A 19114-nucleotide genomic window follows, 5' to 3' on the forward strand; every position below is an offset into this window, starting at 1 on the left:
GGTCAGACCAGCGGGCGGCCCGTCCGCATCCGCCACCGGACGTCGGCGAGCAGGACGTTGAACGGGAAGGCGCGGATCCACTTCGGCGCACGTGTGATGAATGCGCGCAGGACCGCGTTGTGCTTGTCGAAGTACAGCTCCTGCCACGGCGAGAGCTGGACGCGCATCTTGCGTCGGAAGTCCTCCGGAAGGAAGCCGATGGCCATGATCTCGAGATGCCAGCCGAGCAACCGCGAGACGACGGGGCCGAGGAACTCTCCGCGGGCGATCGACATCAGGTACTCGCGAATGGTGTCGTCGATCTCGAGGGTCTCGACCGTCTCGTTCCAGTACGTCTCGAAGTCTGCACGGGTGGCGGGCCACATCTCACGGGGGACCTGGAGCGTCGTGCCGAGCACCGCACCCGCCTGGTAGCGCTCGTCGGTCACCTCGGTGACTCCGCCGAAGATCCGGTGGACGTCCTCGGTGCCGCGATAGAGACAGGCCGCGACCCACAGCTGCAGCGCGGGATCGAAGGCGTTGTACTCGACCGGGCTCTCCGGGGTCGAGCGGACCTGCGCGTGCGCCTTGCCGATCGCCTTGCGGTAGGCCTTGCGGTCCTTGGCGCTGCCGAGTCCGGCGACGGCGAGGTAGCTCAGGGTGGTGCGTCCGCGCTTCATCGGATGCTTGAACAGGTTGCCCGAGTCCACGCGGCTCTCGTACACGCCGTATCCGACCGCGGGCAGGCTGAGCTGCATGATCACGTTCGCGGCGCCGGCGATCACGCCGATGCCGAGTGGGTCGAGATGGCTGGTGGGGAGGGCGTCGAGTTCTGCGCGCGACATCCGCGCGGTCGACGGCAGGAACTCGGTGTCCGGGCGTTCCGCGGTGAAGAATTGCTCCACCTCCGCGGTCACGTCGGCCGACGTTTGCGGTGACAGGGCCGAACTTCCACTGGTGATAGGCTCCGTTGCCATCGAACACCCCTCCTGCTCGAATTCTGGAAACGCTTGTTTCCCGTTTTATGAGACACCTAACTTACCGGGGTGTCAAGATAGGAAACATGGGACGCGCACCATCGACTCCGGACAGCCGATCCGACGCCGCGTCGGACTCGGCCGGCACCCTCCGGGCCTATGGCGGCGAAGGGGGTGACACCCGCGTCGCACGACGCCGGTCCGCGCTGATCGACGCCGGTCTCGATCTGCTCGGCGCCGACGACGTGGGCGCGGTGACGGTCCGCGGTGTCTGCCGCCGCGCGGGGCTCACCGCGCGGTACTTCTACGAGAGCTTCGAATCGGTCGATCAGCTCGTCGGCGTCATGTACGACGAGGTCATCGAAGAGATCGCCCAGGTCAGCCTCGCCGCGTTCTCCGAGGGTGCGAGCATGCGGGCCAAGGTCGCCGGTGCGGTGTCGGCGATCGTCGACGTCATCGACGCGGACCGCCGCAAGGGCCGATTGCTGTTCTCGCAGGCACTGCAGAGCCCGGTGATCGCCGCCAAGCGCATGGAGTCCACGACTCTGTTCGCCGGGCTGACACTGCAGAGCACGTCGGCGATCCTCGATGTCCACGTCGGTCCGTCCGCGGCTGTCGGGGTGGCGCACTATCAGGTGGGCGGCCTCAGCCGTCTGCTCGCCGCGTGGCTCGAGGGCGACGTCGATCTGAGCAAGGCCGATGTCGTGGACCTGAGTATCGCGCTGCTGGTCTCGCCCGCGGAAATGCTGGAGAAGAGTCTGTCCCGCCGCCACGGCGATGGTGAGTAGCGCCGCGCGTGGGGATATGTTTGAACCCATGAGTGGCGGATCCGGCGAAGCAGACCTCCGACCGGCGAAGCGACCACTGGACGGCTGGCGCGACTACGGCGAGCCCGAACTCCCGATTCCGCTGGCAGCCGCGTTGGGCGCGTTCGCCGAACAGGGGTACCACGGCACGTCGGTGCGGGAGATCGCGGCGCGGGCGAATCTGTCGGTGCCGGGGCTCTATCACCACTACCCGTCGAAGCAGTCGCTTCTGCAGGGACTCCTCGAACGGACGATGACCGATCTGCTCGCCCGTTCCGAGGCCGCGATCGTCGAGGCGGGACCCGAGCCGATCAAACAGTTCGACGCCGTCGTCGAGTCACTGCTGCGGTTCCACATGTACCGCCGAGAGCAGGCTTTCGTCGGGTCCACCGAGATCCGGAGCCTCGACGACACCTACCGCCCGACCTACATCGGCCACCGGGACCGGCAGCAGCGGATGGTCGACGAGATCGTCTTCGCCGGCGTGGAGGCCGGAGATTTCACCACGGAGTACCCGAAGGATGCGGCTCGCGCGGTGGCGACGATGTGTGTCGGCGTCTCCACGTGGTTCAAGCTCGACGGGCTGCTCGGCCCGGACGAACTCATCGCGCGGAACCTGCAACTCGCCCGCGCGCTCGTCGGATACCGGGCGGACTAGACGCTGCCGGGCGTCCGCGGGGTCGTCGAGCCCGGCGGATGAGCTTGACCCGGCACTCTCGGGCTGGCAAGGTATGGGACGCCGAACGAGCGATCGGTCGGCGATCGGGGAGCCCACATCTGCCCAGAGCTGAGGAGTCACCATGCCCATTGACCTTCGACACGACGATGACGTGCTCGACGTGGTCGCGAAGACCGAGAGCTTCGTCCGCGACTACGTCCTGCCCATCGAGGACGAGGCGGTCGGTGACATCACGGCCGCCGGGGGTGACGACATCCGCCGCGAGATGAACGCGAAGGCCAAGGAGGCCGGGATCTTCGGGCCGCATGCTCCCGTCGAATTCGGCGGACTCGGTCTCAACATGTGCGATCGGGCGCCGGTCTTCGAGGCTGCCGGTTACTCGACCTTCGGTCCCATCGCGCTGCACATCGGCGCGCCGGACGAGGGCAACGTGCACATGCTGGCGCACATCGCGAGCGAGGAACAGCGTCAGAAGTATCTCGCGCCGCTGGCCGCCGGCGATGTGCGGTCGGCCTTCGCGATGACCGAGCCCGCGCCGGGCGCCGGCTCCGACCCGAACGCGCTGCGCACCGAGGCGGTCCGTGTCGACGGCGGCTGGAAGATCAACGGCGACAAGCACTTCATCACCGGTGCCGACGGCGCCGGGTTCTTCATCATCATGGCGCGTACGACGGGTGCGCCGGGCGACCGAGGCGGGGCGACGATGTTCCTGGCGCCGGCCGATGCACCGGGACTGTCCGTCGGACGTCACATCAACACCATCGACAAGGCGATGATCGGCGGTCACTGCGAGGTGACGTTCACCGATCTCTTCGTTCCCGACGAGGACATCCTGGGCGAGGTCAACGAGGGTTACCGGTATGCGCAGGTGCGACTCGGCCCGGCCCGCATGACCCACGTGATGCGCTGGCTCGGTTCGGCCAAGCGCTGCCAGGACGTCGCCGTCGACTATGTCGCCCGCCGTGAGGGATTCGGCGGTCGCCTGGGCGATCTGGGAATGATCCAGCAACTGGTGGCCGACAACGAGATCGACCTCGCCGCCACCCGCGCACTGCTGCTGAAGGCGTGTCACGAGCTCGATCTCGGAAACCACGCGTCCGATGAGACGTCCATCGCCAAGACCTTTGCCGCCGAGGCATATTCGCGGATCGCCGACCGCAGTATCCAGATGTGCGGCGGTCTGGGTGTCTCCGCCGACCTGCCGCTCGCGCGCCTGTCGCAGGAACTGCGTCCGTTCCGCATCTACGACGGCCCGTCCGAGGTGCATCGCTGGGCGATCGCCCGTCGCGCCGTCGGTCGTGCCAAGAAGGCCCAGCAGGCTCTCGAAGCGCAGGCGTCGGCAGGTGCCCGATGACCTCGACGGAGTCCGCACTGGACCGAGACCGCTTGCGCCGGTTGCTGACCGACAGCGGCGTCGAACCCGCTGGTGAGCTGTCGATCGAGCTGATCAGCGGCGGCAAGTCGAATCTCACCTACACGGTGACCGACGGTGCCTCCACCTGGGTTGCCCGGCGGCCACCGACCGGTGGCCTCACCCCGTCCGCGCACGACATGGGGCGGGAGTGGGCGGTGACCAGCGCGCTGCAGTCGACGTCGGTCCCGGTGGCCAAGACGGTCGCCTTCGACGCCGACGGGTCCGTCATCGGGGCGCCCTGTACCGTCGTCGAATTCGTCGATGGGCGGGTCATCCGAACCGCCGCCGACCTCGAGGTCTATTCCGACGAGGAGGTGGCACAGAATCTCGACGCGCTCGTGCAGACGCTGGCCGATCTGCACGCCGTGGACTACCACGCGGTCGGTCTCGGCGAGTTCGGCCGACCGGCCGGTTTCGCGGCCCGACAGGTCAAGCTGTGGGCTCGCCAGTGGGGTCACGTGAAGACGCGCGAGCTGCCCGATGTCGAGCGGCTCGTCAGCGCGCTCACCGACCGCGTGCCGGAGCAGGCGCGAGAGTCCGTGGTGCACGGCGACTTCCGGATCGACAACACGATCGTCGACGCCGACGACCCCTCCCGCATCGCGGCGGTCGTCGACTGGGAGATGTCGACGCTCGGCGACCCGCTCACCGACGTAGCGCTGATGTGCGTCTACCGCACCGGTGCGTTCGACCGGGTGCTCGGCTTTTCCGCGGCCTGGACCAGCGACCGCTACGCCTCGGTCGACGAGATCGCTCAGAAGTACGCCACCGCAACCGGTTCCGACCTCGGCGACTGGGACTTCTATCTCGGTCTGGCGAACCTGAAACTCGGCGTGATCGCCGAGGGGATCACCTACCGGGCGCTGTCGGGTGCGTCGTCGGGTGACGGCGCGGAGAAGGCCGGCGAGGCCACCGCGGCGTTCATCGCCGACGGTCTGCGCCACATCAGCTGATCGAGCCGTGACGTCGTGACAACACACCGCGCGGGTCTCCGCGCAGTCGAGGGGATAGCCGCATGAGCACGTCGAGCAACAACCGTTCCGCGCTGGTCACCGGGGCGTCGAGGGGAATCGGGGCGGCCATCGCCGACCGGTTCGCCGCCGACGGCTTGGACCTGACGATCAGTGCGCGAGGGCGAGAGGCGTTGGAGGCCAAGGCCGTCGAGCTTCGCGAACGGGGCGCCGGGCGTGTGGAGGTCGTGCCCGCGGACATGACCGACGCCGAGGCGATCAGTGCGTTGGGCGCTGCGCACGCGGAGGCCTTCGGGCGGTGCGATGCACTGGTGATCAATGCCGGAATGGGGTCCAAGGGTTCGGTCGCGGAGTTGCCGGTCAAGCGATTCGATCGCTTGTACCAGGTCAACGTCCGCGCCCCGTTCATCCTGTTGCAGTCGGCCCTGCCCACCCTTCGTGACACCGCCCGGGTGCACGGCGTCGCGAAAGTCGTTGCGGTCGCGTCGATCACGGGTGTCTACCCGGAACCCGACCTGTCCGCCTACGGGGCCACCAAAGCGGCGCTCATCTCCCTGTGCGAGACGTTCAACCTCGAGGAGTCGGAGAACGGCGTGAGCGCGACGACGATCGCGCCGGGCTATGTCAACACCGACATGACCGACTGGCTCAAGGACCGGATCCGCCCCGAGGAGATGATCACGGCCGCGGACGTCGCCGTGATGGCACACTCGGTCACCCAGCTGTCCAGGTACGCGGTGCTCCCGAACGTCGTCCTCACCCGACCGGGGACGAACCTGCACCGGGCGTGACGGCCGACGGACAGGGCAGCACGGCGCAGAAGCGCTAGCTGACACCATCTGCGCTGGCTGTAACCAGCGCAGACGGGTGCAACTGGCGCTTCTGTGCCCGGGGATCACCGAAAGGTGGCGACGCCACCCTCGCGGTCCGACAGGTGGCCGTGTTCGTTGAACGACACCACCGAGACGCCGCTCCGGCCGACGATGAGCTTGCTGATGGAGGCGTTGACCATCGTGCGGGCCATCGCGGGCCAGTTGTCGTCGGGGATGCCCCACAGTTGGGCGATCCACTGGGTGATGGTGCCCGCCGAGGACACCACCAGCACCGTCTGCCCGGAACCGGCGAGTTCGGTGGCACGTGCGGCGGCGTCGGAGACCCGGGCCTTGAACTGGGGGTAGCTCTCGGCGGGACCGCCGTCGAGGGCGGGAGCGGCGTCGTGCTCGCCGGCCGCGATCCAGGCGGCCAGGCCCTTGTCGAGTTGCTCTTGGTAGCTGCGACCGTCGCGGTACATCTCGGGCGTGGCCTCACCGACCAGTGCGGGCAGCGAGTATTCGTTCCAGCCCGGGTCGACGTGAGGTTGTGGGGACTCGGGGAACGCGCCGAGCACCCCGGTCAGGGTCTGGTGCTGGCGGGGAAGGTCGCCGCTGGTCGCCGCGGTGAAACCGTCGATCTGTCCCGCGAGGAACCCACCGGACAAAGCGGCCTGGGTGCTCCCGGCCGACGTGAGCCCGCCCGGTCCGTTGATCAGGTCATCGGTGGCGTCGGCGATTCCGTAGGCCAGTGCATTCGCCTGACCGTGACGTACCAGATAGATCACACCCATTCCTGCACCTTATGTGGGCTTCGATGAGTTCGGCATGCCGGGCCGGTCTGTCTCTGTGACCCCCTGACCCGTCTGGAGTACGCCAGTGACGCCGATGTTGTTCGTGAACCTGCCCGTGGCAGATGTCGACCGCTCGCGTCGGTTCTTCGGCCTACTGGGGTTCGTCTTCGACGAGATGTTCTGCGATGCCGGCACCGCGTGCATGTCGATCAACGACTCGGCGATGGTGGTCCTGATGCAGCGACGCCGGTTCGCCGGTTACGTGGCCGGCACCGTGGCGGACCCGGCACGGGGCCGGGAGTCGCTTCTCGCCATCTCGGCCGAGAGCCGGGCCCACGCGGACCGACTCGCCGACGGTGCGCTCGCATCCGGAGGAACCATGCTCCGCGATGCCGAAGACCTCGGGTTCATGTACTGCCGGAGTTTCTGCGATCCGGACGGGCACGCCTGGGAGGTCATCTGGATGGATCCGGGTCAGATCCCGCAGTCCCCCGACACCTGACGGGGTCGGAGCCGGTTCAGTGCCAGGGCCGCTCGCCCGAACGCGCGGGAGCGTCGTAAGGGGTTGCGGGAAGCCCGAACCGCGCGAAGTCGGCTTCCATCGTGTCGCTGAAGAAGGCCACGACGTGACTGACCTTGCCGGCAGCGGGGTCGAGTTCCAGCACCTGCAGCTGGAACGGGCGATGAACGCCGTCGGGCTCGCGCATGTAGAGGCCGAAGGCGGGCTGACCGTTGGCGATCGTCGGCAGCATGATCTGGTCGCCGGCCTTCTCGGCCGGGCAGTTGTTGCGGATGAGGATGCCGATGTTCTCCGCACCCTGGTACCAACCGGTGAACGGCGGCATCTCCCAGATGGCTTTGTCGGTGAAGAGTTCGACCATCGCGTCGACGTCATAGCGTTCGAACGCCGACACGTAGCGGGCCAGCAGCTCGCGCTTGGCGGTGTCGTCCAGTGTCGCCTGGGCACTCTCGCCGACCGACTCCTGTTGCGGGCGTGCGGTCTTGACCTGTTCGCGAGCGCGCTGCAGCAGGCTGTTCACGGTCGCGGTGGTGACACCGATGGTGTCGGCGACCTCGGCGGCCCGCCACTGCAACACATCGCGCAGGATCAGCACGGCGCGTTGGCGTTCGGGCAGGTGCTGCAATGCGGCGATGAACGCAAGGCGCACCGATTCACGTGCGCCGACGACATAGGCGGGGTCGGCGTCGTCGCCCGGCGCGACGTCGTCGGCGGTGCCCGCATACGGCTCGAGCCACGGCACCTCGTGATTCTGCAGCAGATCATCGGCCGGGTCGAAGGCGTCGCCGCCGAGACCGGACGGCAGCGGGCGGCGTTGCGAGCTCTGAAGGGCGGTCAGGCAGGTGTTGGTCGCGATCTTGTGCAGCCAGGTCCGCACCGATGCGCGGTGATCGAACTTCGGGTAGCCCCGCCACGCCCGGAGAAAGGTCTCCTGGGCCAGGTCCTCGGCGTCGTGGTGAGACCCGGTCATCCGGTAGCAGTGCGCGATGATCTCGCGACGAAAAGGCTCGGTGACCTCCAAGAACTCGGCGTCGGACGCGGCGTCGGGCGCAGTCGTGGAACTGGTTGTGGTCATGCTCACAAATCTACCGGGGACCTCCGACAGGCTCGACCCGAGTCGGCAACCCGACCGGGGTCCGCTTGAGCGTGATGCGCAGGTGGGGTGCGATCGACGGTGGCGACTTGGGATCACGTTGGGTGCAACCCCTGTGGCGGGTCCGAGACGGCCCTATTCTCGCCGGTGAACGCCTCTGTCACCCGTGTCGCCACCGGTCCGGGGATCGGTCGGACGCTTGCCGGGCACCCGGGCCGTTGCTAGCTTGATCCGCATGACAAGTGCCGACGCCAAGCTCCCGGAGGTCACCTACGTGACCACCGCGCTGGGCTGTCGTCTGCCACTTGCACGTGTTCTCTGTTGTCGTCGAATGCGCTGAGCCGACCCCCGCCAGGTTTCATCTCCTCCCGGGGCGTCGATGTCTCGAGTTCCTGTCTTCCAGGACTCTCCGGCTTCTCCCGCCATCGCGCGGATCTCTCGACGAGGACGATCATGACCACCGCACTTCCCGAATCCACCCCTCGTGCTGCCCGCACCTCTGTCTCACCTCTCGGGCGCCCGACACCGGCACCTCTCGTTCGCCGCCAACCGGTTGCTCGTCCGGTGCGTCGCGGTCCGCAGGGCGGTCGCCAGCCCGTACCGTTGTCATCCATACCGCCGGCGCGGACCTCGGTCCCGAACGCCGATCGACGCGGAGCAGGAAAGGGGGACCACCGAGTGCACGTCGCGACCCCGCGCCTGGAGTTGTCGACCAAGCCCGCCGCCCTGGTCCTCCGAGCCGCACGACTGGCGGGACCGCTGTTCCGCGATGATGCCGCCGAGCGAACCGGTCTCAGCATCTCGACCGTGAACCGTCAGGTCAGCGCACTGCTCAAGGCCGGCCTGATCCGCGAGCGCGCCGATCTAGCACCATCCGGCGCCATCGGGCGGCCCCGGCTCCCCTTCGAGGTCAACCTCTCCGAGTTCCTCACCCTCGGCATCCACATCGGCTACAAGGTCACCGCGATCACCACCCACGACCTGCTTCACCGCGTCGTGGGCGCCATCCAGATCCCCACGCCGGTCGCCGATACGCCGGAGGAGGCGCTGACCGCGATCGGCGTGAGCGCCAGACGTTTTGCCGAGCGGTGGACCGGGCGGCGGGTCCTGTGGGTGGGCGTGGCTCTCGGTGGTCGCGTCGCCGAAGGTGGCGTCGTCGACCACCCGCGTCTGGGCTGGGAAGGTGCGCCTGTCGGGCAGACCATCGCCGAGGCCATCGGGTTGCCGGTGTCGGTCGCCTCCCACGTGGAGGCGATGGCCGCCGCCGAGCTCGTCCTCAATCCCGACGACGAGCAGTCCAGCTTCCTGTACTTCTACGCTCGCGAGATGCTCGGCATCGCGTTCAGCGTGGGCGGAACCGTGCACACCCCGACGGCCGGCCCGCCGGTCATCGGGCACTTCCCGACCGGTGCGACGACGCTTCTCGACCCGCACCGCACCGGCCGACTGGAGCCGGCCGTCAGTGACACCGGTGTGGTGGAAGCCGCTCGGGCACTGGGTCTCTCGGTCCCCGACGTCGAAGGTGTCCACGCGCTGGCCCGGACCGGGGACGTGACCGCGCGACGGTTGCTCGAGGAGCGGGCCGAGGTGCTCGGCCGGACCGTCGGGCTCATCGCCGACATCTTCAATCCCGACCACATCATCCTGGGTGGGCAGGCCTTCACCGACTATCCGACGAGCCTTCCCACGGTCGCGAAGGCCGTGCGGGAGACGTCGATCGTCGCCAAGCGCGATGTGCGCGTGTCGCATTCGGGTGCAACGGTGCAGCAGCAGGCTGCCGGCGCCGTGTCGTTGGACGCCATATACAGCGACCCGCTGCAGGCGATCACGTTGACTGCCTGAGCGGGTCGCGGGAGGAGCGGTGCGGGACGTCTAGTCCGAGGTGCGCTTGTTGTAGGCGCGCAATGCGAACGGGGCGAAGATCAGTGTGAGGGCCGCCGTCCATATCAGTGTGGCGACGACCGGATGCTGCATCGGCAGTGCCGCACCCGGACCGAACGCCGGGCCGTTGCCCCACAGCACACGCAATGCCTGCACCAGCGACGACATCGGATTCCACTCGGCGATCGTCCGGAGCCACGTCGGCATCGGCTCCGTCGGGACGAAGGCGTTGGACAGGAACGTGATCGGGAACAACACCGAGAACATGAAGCCGTTGACGGCCTCGACCGTCCGCAGCCACGAACCGATGAGGATGCCGAACCAGATCATCGCGAACCCGAAGAGCACGAGGAGCGCGAATGCGAGGACCGCTTCACCGAACGAGCCCCGGATACGCCAACCGATGGCCAAGCCGGTCACGGCCATGACGACGATGCCGATCGAACTGTGCAGCAGGCTGGCGATACTGCGCCCGATCAGCACCGACGACCGCTGGATGGGCAGCGACCGGAAGCGGTCGATGATGCCCTTCTCGAGGTCGGCGGTGATGCCGGTCGACACGATGAACGCGGTGAACACGATCGTCTGACCCATGATGCCCGGGAGCAGGAACTCCTTGTACGACGCGGAGTCGGTCTGGATCGAGGCGCCGAAGACATAGGCGAACAGCAGCACGAACATGATCGGCTGAATGGTGACGTCGGAGAGCATCTCCGGCATCCTCTTGGTGTGGATCATGTTGCGCTTGACCATGATCCAGGCCTGTTGCCAGATCGTGGTCGGTTGGATCCGCGGCTTGTCCGCGACCACCGCGTCGGTGTGTGCAGTGGTGGTCATCAGGAACGCTCCTCGTCGGTGGGATTGTCGGTGTTCGCGGCGTTGTCGGACTCTTCGGCCCGATGCCCGGTGAGGGACAGGAAGACGTCGTCGAGGCTCGGACGGGCGAGGCCGAAGTCGTCCACCTCGATGCCGCTTTCGTCGAACCAGGCCGCGACGCGGGGAAGGTCGCCGAGTCCGGCTGCCGCCGTCGTCAGCCGGCGTGCGGCGACGTCGACGAACACCTCCGCACCGTTCTTGCGGAGCAGCGCCTCCGCGGCGGCGAGATCGTCGGCGTGCGAGACGGTCAGCACGAGACTGGCGGAGCCCGCCTGTTCCTTGAGTTGCAGTGACGTGCCGTGGGCGATGATGGTGCCCTTGTCGATCACCACGATGTCATCGGCGAGCTGGTCGGCCTCTTCGAGATACTGGGTTGTCAGCAGCAGCGTGGTCCCGTCGGCCACCAGTTCGCGCAGCACGTCCCACAACTCGGAGCGGCTGCGCGGGTCCAGGCCGGTGGTCGGCTCGTCGAGGAACAGCACCGGCGGTGTGGCGAGCAGGCTGACCGCGAGGTCCAGACGCCTGCGCATGCCGCCCGAGTAGGACTTGACCTGTTTGTCTCCGGCCTCTGTGAGGGAGAACTGTTCGAGCAGGTCGTCCGAGCGGCGCGTGAGGGTCTTGCGACCGATGCCGTAGAGGCCACCGATCATCCGCAGATTCTCGCGGCCGGTGAGGATCTCGTCGACCGTCGCGGCCTGGCCGGTGAGGCCCATGTTCTGGCGGACCATCCCGGGTTGCTCGCGGACGTCATACCCCGCGATACGGGCGGTTCCACTGGTGGGCGGAGACAGGGTGGTCATCATCCGGACCGTGGTGGTCTTGCCCGCGCCGTTGGGACCGAGCAGGCCGAGCACGGAGCCCCGCGGCACGGTGAAACTGACGCCGTCGACCGCCGTGAAGTCGCCGAAGCGTTTCACGAGATCGATCGCCTCGATGGCGACGTCGGACGTCGCTACGTCTCCCGGTGCGTTGGCGGGAACTGTGATTGAGCTCATGTTTCCTCACGGTATCGATGGGGTCGGACAACCGCGACCGATTTTCGCGGCGTCCGGGGAACTATGGGGTACATCTCGGGGAACCCTCGGGGTTCGGTGTGATCGCGGCCCTCCTCGACATGACAGACCTGCTCCCTCCACCGAACTCATCGGTCCCGCGACGGGAAATCCGGCGGGCTGATGGAGAATCAGCCTAGGACCTCAAGTTCGCTTGAGGTCAACCGAGCACAATTCCGCTGGGGAGCACTTGAATAGCTGATATATCCGCAGATGCGGATAGCATGGCCGGGGTGACCGCAATACGCATCAAGGATGCAGCAGCCTTGCTCGGGGTCAGTGACGACTCCATCCGACGCTGGATCAGCTCCGGCGTACTCGAACAAACCGACACGGGGCCGGTCGCCACCGTCGACGGTGTCCGGCTCGCGGAACTGGCGCGGGAGCGCGCGGTCGCGCCCGACGACGGTGCGACGGTCGCGCGATCGGCCCGCAACCGGTTCACCGGCCTCGTGACCGACGTCCGCATGGACGGGGTGATGGCTCAGGTGACCTTGCAGTGCGGGCCGTTCGAGGTGACCTCGCTGATGAGTGCGGACGCCGCGCATGAGCTCGAACTACGACCGGGCGTCGTCGCCACGGCCGTGGTGAAGGCGACGACCGTCATCGTCGAGACCAATCGGAGAAGCGGATGAACAAGCGTGTCGCGGCGCTCGCCGTCGCCGGAGTGTTGTTGGCGGCCGGGTGTGCGTCGGACGATGCCGACCGCGCGAACCCCTCGTCGTCGACCGGCACCCTCGACGTCTCGGCGGCGGCGTCGTTGAAGAAGACCTTCACCGCCATCGCCGATGAGTTCGAGGCCGCTCATCCCGGTGTGACGGTGAGACTGTCGTTCGATGGCTCGTCGACCCTCGCGAACCAGATCGAGCAGGGGGCGCCGGCCGACGTGTTCGCCAGCGCCGACCAGAAGAACATGGACAAGCTCGGCGAACTCGCCGACAGCCCGAAGATCTTCGCGACCAACACGTTGCTGATCGTCACAGCGCCCGGGAACCCCGAGAACATACGGTCTTTCGCGGACCTGAACAAGCCCGGCGTCGCGACGGTGGTCTGCCAGTCGGCGCAACCGTGTGGCGCCGCGACCGACGAGGTGGAGAAGCGCACCGGGGTGACCCTCGACGCGGTCTCCGAAGAGCAGTCGGTGAGCGCGGTCCTGACGAAGGTGACCACCGGCCAGGCCGATGCGGGTGTCGTGTACGTGACCGATGCACGGGCCGCGGGGGACAAGGTGGACACCGTGTCCGATCCCGCATTCGCGGCGGTGGTCAACTCCTACCCGGTCGCCACCGTACGAGGTGCCGACGATGCGAGCCTCGGCGCGCAGTTCGTCGGCCATGTGCTAGGTCCGCAAGGTCAGCGGATCCTGCGGGATGCCGGTTTCGGCGCACCGTGATGACACGACGCACCGTGACGGCACAACACGTCGCGCCACGTGGGCGCCGTGAACCGACGGGACTGCCGGCGTGGACATTCGGTCTCGCCGCTCTCGGTGTCGCCTTCATCGTCCTGCCTCCGCTGGCGCTGATCCTCCGGTCTCCGTGGGGTGCCTTCGTCGACCAGGTGACGTCTCCGGAATCGCTGGACGCCCTGCGGCTTTCTCTGATCACCGCGGCGTCGAGCACGGTCATCTGTCTACTGCTGGGCGTGCCGATGGCCGTGGTCTTCGCGCGTTACGACGGGCCCGTCGTGCGGGTCCTGCGGTCCTTCGTCTTGCTGCCCCTGGTCCTACCACCGGTGGTCGGCGGGCTGGCGCTGTTGTACACCTTCGGCCGGCTCGGGATCATCGGTGAGCAGATGCACGACGCCGGGATCGACATCGCGTTCACCACCACCGCGGTGGTTCTCGCGCAGACCTTCGTCGCCCTGCCGTTCCTCGTCATCAGCGTGGAAGGCGCGGTGCGCGTGGTGGGTACGCGTTACGAGGAGGTCGCCGCGACGCTGGGCGCAGGTCCGACCCGCACGCTGTGGCGTGTCACGCTCCCGTTGGTGCTGCCGTCGCTGATCGCGGGACTGGTGCTCGCTTTCGCCCGTGCGCTCGGCGAGTTCGGCGCGACGATCACGTTCGCGGGCAACGCTCCCGGTGTGACCCAGACGGCGCCACTGGCCATCTATGTGTCGGCGATCGACGATCCGCAGGCGGCGATCCCGTTGTCGCTCATCCTGGTTCTCGTGTCGCTGGTGGTGGTCGTGGGTGTGCACAGCCGCCGGCGTCGTGGCGGGGCGGGTGCGGTGTGAACGACCACCTGGAGGTGTCGATCGACAACGCGGTCCCGCTCCTGCAGATCGCCCATCGGTTCGCCGCCGGGAGCACGACCGCCGTCGTCGGGCCCAATGGTGCAGGCAAGTCGACGATGCTGCGGGCGATCTCCGGGCTGCTGCGCCCCGACGAGCCCAGCCGGATCACACTCGGCGAGAGTGTTTTCCGCGACTCTCGGCGGTCGGTGCCGCCACACCGCCGAGGGGTTGCGCTGCTCTCGCAGGACGCGCGCCTGTTCCCTCATCTGACCGTTGCGGAGAACGTGGCCTTCGCGCCGTCGGCGCAACGGTTGTCGAAGCAGCGGATCGATGCGCGCGTGGACCGCTGGCTCGGGGCCACCGAGGTCACCGACCTCGCGGATCGCAGACCCGACGAGCTCTCCGGGGGTCAGGCTCAGCGGGTCGCGATCGCCCGCGCGCTTGCCGCTGAACCGCGAATCCTGTTGCTCGATGAGCCGTTCCGTGCCTTGGACATCGACGTCGCGAGCCGGTTGCGGGCGTTGTTGCGGAACCTGCTCGCCGACCGCGGCCGGATCACCGTGATGGTGACGCACGACCCGGTGGATGCCCTCGGCCTCGCCGACGACATCATCGTCCTCGACTCCGGTCGCATCGTCGAATCCGGTTCGACGCGTGACGTTCTCACACGTCCGACCAGCCGGTTCGCGGCGTCGCTGTCAGGACTCAATCTCTTCGTGGGCGCCATGGCCGGGCCGGACACCGTCGTCGATGCCGACGGTCGACGGGTGGTCGGCTCGGTGGGGGACGGCTCCGGTGACGTGCTCGAGCCCGGTGCGACCGTCGCGGCCACCTTCTCGCCGCGGGCCGTCGCGGTCTACCTCGACGCCCCGCACGGCAGTCCGCGCACCGTGCTGCCCGCGACGGTCCGGGATGTCGTGCCCCGCGGGGACCATGCGGTCGTCAGCACCGACGTCGGCGGCCAACTCGTCGCCGCCGAGGTGACCTGGTCGGCGGTCGCCGACCTCGGGCTCGCCACCGGTCTCGGCGTACATCTCGTCGTCAAGGCGAGTGAGGTGCGGATCAGCGGGGTCGGTCCGGGGGCCGGGTGACTGCCAGACTTCAACTCGACTCCTGGACTTCGATCGAGGTCTGTCGGTCGAGTTGAGGTCTGGGAGTGGGAAGGATGTGATTGATCGTTACGAAAGCCCGCGCGAGTAAGACGCCGTGCGGCGTTCGGCGTAAGTTGTGACCGTCGTTTGTTATTCAATTCGTCCTGGAATGCTATACCCACTCGTTGCCGACGACGAGGCCGAGGCCGAGCGCGAGAGCGGATGGCAGGCAGCTCAATTCGAAGACAAGCGTTTCAGTGATCGAATCTGTCAGATAAGTCCATCGACGAGGGCCGGACGGCGCGTGCATGGCGCTCCACGATGTCGAGACCGACGACGCTCGGTGGCGAGGCCTGTGCCGTCGTAGCCTCGCTTTTTTAGCCGACTGCAGGAGGTTCGCGGTTCGTCGCAGACCCATCACCCGGACATCAGATAACCGACGATGATGCCGAGGGCGAACATCAGAATCGGGTAGGTGACAAACATCGAGAATTTGCCGCTGAAGTAGGTGTTCAGCTGGCGCCATTTGTTCAAGTCGTTGTCTTCCGCAACCAAAGCGCTTCCATTTCTGTGATTTCGGGCTCGCTGGTGGCCCAGCTTTCTTCGGGTGTCGTGGCAGTGAAGATCGACAGCATCGAACTGTCTTGACCAGTCTGATAGGACAACTGGCACCGACGAATACGTAGAGAGAATTCTTCGGCCCGGTACGTGCCGTCGTCGACGCACAGATATCCGCCGGCGCCGACAGTGTGTTCAAGCACGACTGCGTCATCCAGTGCCGAGATGTCGAGGGTGGTATCGATGTCGGAAAGTCGGATCGGTTCGCACGGCCCGAGGTCGAAGTACTGGATGACAATGTTCGATGCGAACGCGGGTGCTGGACTCTCCGATCGAAGTAGAACGCGGCTGGCCATCGACTTGTGTGCGGTGCCGCTGTCGAGGTCGTACCATGCGGCGGGCGGAATGAAGTCAAGCGCGGGCGTGGACGCTTCGAGCGTGGCGGTTGCGCCGTACTTGACGATTGCGTACTCGATGGCGGAGATCATCGGTGTGCCTCAGGAGAATACGTTGAGGCTGGTGAACATTCCGACGCCGAATGCCGAGGCGGACGGCAGAACTACCAGAAAATTTCTGGTGTAGGTTCTCAGGCCGCCGAACCAGTAATCGGCCCCGCGGGGGAACGATTTTGCACGGTGCCGGGACGCGCGTCGGCGCCGGGGAACATCTTGAGCCTGCACTTTAGTCGAACCCACCTTTCACCCATTTGCCAAAACTCGCCCCGTAGTGGCTCCCCAGCGCGGCGCCGATCCCTGCGCCAACCGCGGTGCCCACGGGGCCTGCGAATGACCCGATGGCTGCGCCTGCCAAAGCTCCGCCGACGTACCCGCCACCGACCGCGCCGACGATGGCTGCTGTGGCATCGCCACCGTCTTGTTCGTCACGGGAATACTTGAGTCCCTCGTCGACGAGGGTGTAGGCGATCCCGGCCCAGAATGCGCTTCGAGCCACGTTCTTACCGACAGAATTCAGCCGCGCGACGTCATCTGCGCTCATTCCGGCCTGTCCCACAGAACGCCGCTGTCTCGCATACGCGTCTTCGATGTCTGACCCCCGGCGCTCCAGCGCGCCGAGGGCACCGGTCACAGCAGCGCTCCTGGGGTCCATACCTGACAGTCCCAGTGCACCGAGGACGTACTGAAGTCGTGATGGTTCCAGATCGGACGGTTGCCCCGCCTTCAGCTTCTCCAGCTGTCCCGGCGTCAAATCCATCGCACGGAGAAAGCGACCACGCTGTTCGGGTGTCGCTGTGCCGGCGCGAACCGCCGCTGCGTCGCTGGCTGCGAGGCTGGCATCGACGACCCCACGGTTGACAGCAGTGGACGCCGGCGTCATCCCGCCGAGTTCTCCGAGCGCGGAATTGATCGCGTCCCGAGTGGCGGTGACCGCGTCGTCGGCAGCCGTGCCGAGGGCTACCAGTGCTGCCTGGTGCTCGTATGCGCGTCCGGCGTCGTACTCGGCCCCCTCCGGTGCGCGGGCAGGGTCGAAGTTCACCGTGTACTCGCGACTACCGCGATCCAGGACATAACCGTCTGAGTCGGCGAGGCTGGTGCGGCTCTCGAGCGCCGTCATCGCGCCACGGATGCTGTTCTGTCCCCGGGTCAGTACTGATGCCGTATCGCCGAATTCGTCGGAGACTCCTCGAATCCACCGGGTGATGCCTTCAGCACGATCGTCCGCCGGGCCGCGGGCGAGTCCGGTCCATTGGGCCCCGGTCAGATTCAGGACAGGATCTCCGGCCTTCGAAGCCTCGACTTCCAAAGATGCCTGCAAACGGGCGATTCCGTTCGCGATCGACGTCATTACCTCAGGGTTCCAAGACGTCACGTCGTTGTAGCTCGGCGGCATGACCTACTGCACCGACAACTGGACACTCAACGGCACCACATGGTCTGTCTGCGAGATGTCGCGCGCTGGATAAGACACGGCGTCCTCGATGCGGGTCGCATTCGCCAGGTCTGACTCGACGGTGATGTCTCTGGCGGCGAGGACCATTTCGGAGAATGCGGAAACAGTGCCGGATACGTTCGCGAGGGATGCGGCGATCTTGTCGTCGGCGCTTGCAGCGACGGCGGACATGTCGCTGGACGCCCCGGCGAACTGACCGGCGAGCTGGCTGAACGTCGACGTCGTGCCATCCAGGCCTGCGTACGAGGTCAGCTCAAGTGACATGAGGCGTGACGCGCACCGTGAGATCTCGGTGGATGCCGCCCCGACAGCCGCTGGATCGACCACCAACTCGGACAAAACTCCCCCTTTGCTTTGCGGACCACCATAAGTGGTCAGCGGATACGGTAGCCGGGCAGGGCGTCATCGGACCCACACTCTTCACAGGCTGTTGAGGTCTGGGAGTGAGATCAATCGTTGAGCGGTCCGTCGCGGTGCGCCTCGAGCACGCGCGCCTTGAGGTGCTTGTACCCGCGAACCCGGAGCGTCGGAATGGATTTCAGGTAGAAGCGGTCGTCGTCGCGGAGGGCGTCGGCGATGGTGTCGTCGACCAACGTGGTGCCGGGCCGGGCCGAGCTCGTCAACCGCGATGCGATGTTGACCGGTTCGCCGAAGACATCTCCGAGGCGTGTGAGGACCGCACCGCGGGCCATGCCCAGGCGCAGCGGAGGAAGGTCGTCGCCTCCGGAGAGCTGGTGGATGTCCAGGGCGGCACTCGCGGCTGCGGCCGGGTCGTCGAAGGTGAACATCACCGCGTCGCCGAGCGTCTTCACCACGCGCCCACCGTGATCGACGACGACGTCGAACGTGTCGTCCTCGAAGGACCCCAGGAGGGTTTCGAGATCGTTCAGGTCGATGCGTCGGGAAAGGCTTGTGTAGCCGACGATGTCGGCGAAACCGATGATGAGGTCGATCTCGTCCGCGGCGGAGTGGTCGGCGTGCCGCTCGATGGCCTGAGCCATGTGGCGTCGCCAGATGAGCTGCTGGATCTGGCCCAGGGCGACGCTCATCTGGTCGACATCCCATGGGACGGCGGGGTCGTCGGCGATCTCGCGGAGAAGGTCGGCCTGCCACTCGGCCAGTCGGGACATGGTCTGGCCGATCGCCCGGGCCATCGCGATCTGGGTGGTCTCGGGCATCGCCGACGACGAGCTCGCGAACACCTCGAGCGCGGTCACATCGCGGTCCGAGAAGACCCTGTCGGAGGAGGGCCGCCGCACGAAGCCGAATGCATTCCAGGCCTTCTCTGCGAATTCCGGCGACAAACCGAGTTCCGCGACCAGTTCGTCGCGGGTGTGGCGGGGTTCGTCGGGGTCGGGTTCGTTGGGGTTGGGGTCGGAGTCGGAGTCGGGGGACTCGGGAGTCGGGCGGCTCGCATGCATGACCCAAGTGTTGCCTATGTCGGCCTTGGTCGACCCGACATTCCCACACC

At 66.9% G+C, this 19114-nt stretch carries 20 protein-coding genes; 11 read left to right on the forward strand and 9 right to left on the reverse strand.

Annotated features, from left to right (window positions below):
- Positions 1-2: 2 nt before the first annotated feature.
- Entirely contained in the window at positions 3-956 is a 954-nt protein-coding gene (locus tag MAY35_RS08285; RefSeq protein WP_238420580.1) for an oxygenase MpaB family protein, read from the reverse strand.
- A gap of 86 nt (positions 957-1042) precedes the next feature.
- Here MAY35_RS08285 and MAY35_RS08290 point away from each other — a divergent pair, with 86 nt between their 5' ends.
- The 5 genes from MAY35_RS08290 to MAY35_RS08310 all read left to right on the forward strand — a co-directional run bounded on the left by MAY35_RS08290 (position 1043) and on the right by MAY35_RS08310 (position 5617).
- A complete protein-coding gene (locus MAY35_RS08290) occupies positions 1043-1744 on the forward strand; it encodes a TetR/AcrR family transcriptional regulator (RefSeq protein ID WP_238420582.1) in 702 nt (233 codons plus the stop codon).
- A 28-nt stretch (positions 1745-1772) separates the two neighbouring features.
- Entirely contained in the window at positions 1773-2420 is a 648-nt protein-coding gene (locus MAY35_RS08295) for a TetR/AcrR family transcriptional regulator (RefSeq protein WP_238420584.1), read from the forward strand.
- Between the two features lie 142 nt (positions 2421-2562).
- Positions 2563-3795 carry an acyl-CoA dehydrogenase family protein gene (locus MAY35_RS08300; RefSeq protein WP_238420586.1) on the forward strand — a complete coding sequence of 411 codons (1233 nt, stop codon included), beginning with the start codon at positions 2563-2565 and terminating at the stop codon, positions 3793-3795.
- A complete protein-coding gene (locus MAY35_RS08305) occupies positions 3792-4808 on the forward strand; it encodes a phosphotransferase family protein (RefSeq protein WP_238420588.1) in 1017 nt (338 codons plus the stop codon). The genes MAY35_RS08300 and MAY35_RS08305 overlap by 4 nt, the downstream gene beginning before the upstream one ends.
- 62 nt (positions 4809-4870) lie before the next feature.
- A complete protein-coding gene (locus MAY35_RS08310; RefSeq protein ID WP_238420590.1) occupies positions 4871-5617 on the forward strand; it encodes an SDR family oxidoreductase in 747 nt (248 codons plus the stop codon).
- A gap of 104 nt (positions 5618-5721) precedes the next feature.
- Here MAY35_RS08310 and MAY35_RS08315 read toward each other — a convergent pair whose 3' ends face one another.
- On the reverse strand, positions 5722-6429 hold the full coding sequence (locus tag MAY35_RS08315) for a histidine phosphatase family protein (RefSeq protein ID WP_238420592.1): 708 nt from the start codon (positions 6427-6429) through the stop codon (positions 5722-5724).
- Positions 6430-6514: 85 nt separating this feature from the next.
- Between MAY35_RS08315 and MAY35_RS08320 the strand changes: the two genes are divergently transcribed.
- A complete protein-coding gene (locus MAY35_RS08320) occupies positions 6515-6931 on the forward strand; it encodes a VOC family protein (RefSeq protein ID WP_238420593.1) in 417 nt (138 codons plus the stop codon).
- Between the two features lie 16 nt (positions 6932-6947).
- Here the strand turns inward: MAY35_RS08320 and MAY35_RS08325 are convergent, their stop codons facing one another.
- On the reverse strand, positions 6948-8024 hold the full coding sequence (locus MAY35_RS08325) for a sigma-70 family RNA polymerase sigma factor (RefSeq protein WP_238420595.1): 1077 nt from the start codon (positions 8022-8024) through the stop codon (positions 6948-6950).
- A 696-nt stretch (positions 8025-8720) separates the two neighbouring features.
- Between MAY35_RS08325 and MAY35_RS08330 the strand changes: the two genes are divergently transcribed.
- The gene (locus tag MAY35_RS08330; RefSeq protein ID WP_238420598.1) at positions 8721-9884 is read left to right on the forward strand and encodes an ROK family transcriptional regulator; all 1164 of its coding nucleotides are present in this window, start codon (positions 8721-8723) and stop codon (positions 9882-9884) included.
- 30 nt (positions 9885-9914) lie between these two features.
- Here MAY35_RS08330 and MAY35_RS08335 read toward each other — a convergent pair whose 3' ends face one another.
- The gene (locus MAY35_RS08335) at positions 9915-10760 is read right to left on the reverse strand and encodes an ABC transporter permease (RefSeq protein ID WP_238420600.1); all 846 of its coding nucleotides are present in this window, start codon (positions 10758-10760) and stop codon (positions 9915-9917) included.
- On the reverse strand, positions 10760-11794 hold the full coding sequence (locus MAY35_RS08340) for an ATP-binding cassette domain-containing protein (protein WP_238420602.1): 1035 nt from the start codon (positions 11792-11794) through the stop codon (positions 10760-10762). The genes MAY35_RS08335 and MAY35_RS08340 overlap by 1 nt, the downstream gene beginning before the upstream one ends.
- Positions 11795-12084: 290 nt before the next feature.
- On the opposite strand from MAY35_RS08340, the gene MAY35_RS08345 reads away from it, so the two are divergent.
- From MAY35_RS08345 to MAY35_RS08360, 4 genes are all read left to right on the forward strand, one after another.
- Positions 12085-12486: a molybdopterin-binding protein gene (locus MAY35_RS08345; protein WP_238420604.1), complete on the forward strand. Its 402-nt coding sequence runs from the start codon at positions 12085-12087 to the stop codon at positions 12484-12486.
- Positions 12483-13244, forward strand: coding sequence for a molybdate ABC transporter substrate-binding protein (modA, locus tag MAY35_RS08350; RefSeq protein ID WP_238420606.1), 762 nt, complete (start codon positions 12483-12485; stop codon positions 13242-13244). Before MAY35_RS08345 ends, modA begins: the two co-directional genes overlap by 4 nt.
- A gap of 62 nt (positions 13245-13306) precedes the next feature.
- Positions 13307-14086, forward strand: coding sequence for an ABC transporter permease (locus MAY35_RS08355; RefSeq protein ID WP_238420639.1), 780 nt, complete (start codon positions 13307-13309; stop codon positions 14084-14086).
- Entirely contained in the window at positions 14083-15177 is a 1095-nt protein-coding gene (locus MAY35_RS08360; protein WP_238420608.1) for a sulfate/molybdate ABC transporter ATP-binding protein, read from the forward strand. The genes MAY35_RS08355 and MAY35_RS08360 overlap by 4 nt, the downstream gene beginning before the upstream one ends.
- A 530-nt stretch (positions 15178-15707) precedes the next feature.
- Here the strand turns inward: MAY35_RS08360 and MAY35_RS08365 are convergent.
- The 4 genes from MAY35_RS08365 to MAY35_RS08380 form a co-directional block, all read right to left on the reverse strand.
- Positions 15708-16223: an acetyltransferase gene (locus MAY35_RS08365; protein ID WP_238420610.1), complete on the reverse strand. Its 516-nt coding sequence runs from the start codon at positions 16221-16223 to the stop codon at positions 15708-15710.
- Between the two features lie 193 nt (positions 16224-16416).
- A complete protein-coding gene (locus tag MAY35_RS08370) occupies positions 16417-17583 on the reverse strand; it encodes a hypothetical protein (protein ID WP_238420613.1) in 1167 nt (388 codons plus the stop codon).
- A 3-nt stretch (positions 17584-17586) separates the two neighbouring features.
- On the reverse strand, positions 17587-17907 hold the full coding sequence (locus tag MAY35_RS08375) for a hypothetical protein (protein WP_238420615.1): 321 nt from the start codon (positions 17905-17907) through the stop codon (positions 17587-17589).
- A 185-nt stretch (positions 17908-18092) separates the two neighbouring features.
- Entirely contained in the window at positions 18093-19064 is a 972-nt protein-coding gene (locus MAY35_RS08380; protein WP_238420641.1) for an adenylate/guanylate cyclase domain-containing protein, read from the reverse strand.
- Positions 19065-19114: the final 50 nt, after the last annotated feature.

The organism is Gordonia sp. 'Campus', assembly GCF_022206305.1.
GTDB lineage: Bacteria > Actinomycetota > Actinomycetes > Mycobacteriales > Mycobacteriaceae > Gordonia.